Below are 435 nucleotides of genomic sequence, written 5' to 3' on the forward strand. Positions count from 1 at the left end.
CAGTACGACGGCATTCCGATGTCACGCGACTCGGCGTACTCGGCTGGCAATACGCTCAGCGATACCGCGATCTACGACCGGGTCGAAGTGCTCAAGGGCGCGACCGGCCTGCTGACCGGCATGGGCGATCCGGGCGCGACCATCAACCTGATCCGCAAGAAGCCGGGCAAGGAATTTGCTGGCATCGCGACGCTGGGGGTCGGCCGCTGGGACGACTACCGTGCCGAAGTCGATGTCGGCGGCCCGCTGACTGCCGATGGCCGCGTGCGTGGGCGCGCGGTAGGTGCCTGGCAGGACAAGCATTCCAATCTGGATTTCTACCAGCGCACCAGCAAGGTCGGCTATGCCGTGCTGGAAGCCGATCTGGGCGAACGCACGCTGCTGACAGTCGGTGGCGACGTGCTGGAGAGCGATCCCAAGGGCTCGACCTGGGGC

Annotated in this window: 1 protein-coding gene; it reads left to right on the forward strand. The window is 66.0% G+C overall.

Going from position 1 to position 435, the window contains the following annotated elements:
- Positions 1 to 435, forward strand: a 435-nt coding sequence (locus tag LC452_RS21765) for a TonB-dependent siderophore receptor (RefSeq protein ID WP_374197793.1), incomplete at both ends; no start/stop codon positions are given.

Source organism: Microbacterium sp. EST19A (assembly GCF_019969685.1).
GTDB lineage: Bacteria > Actinomycetota > Actinomycetes > Actinomycetales > Microbacteriaceae > Microbacterium.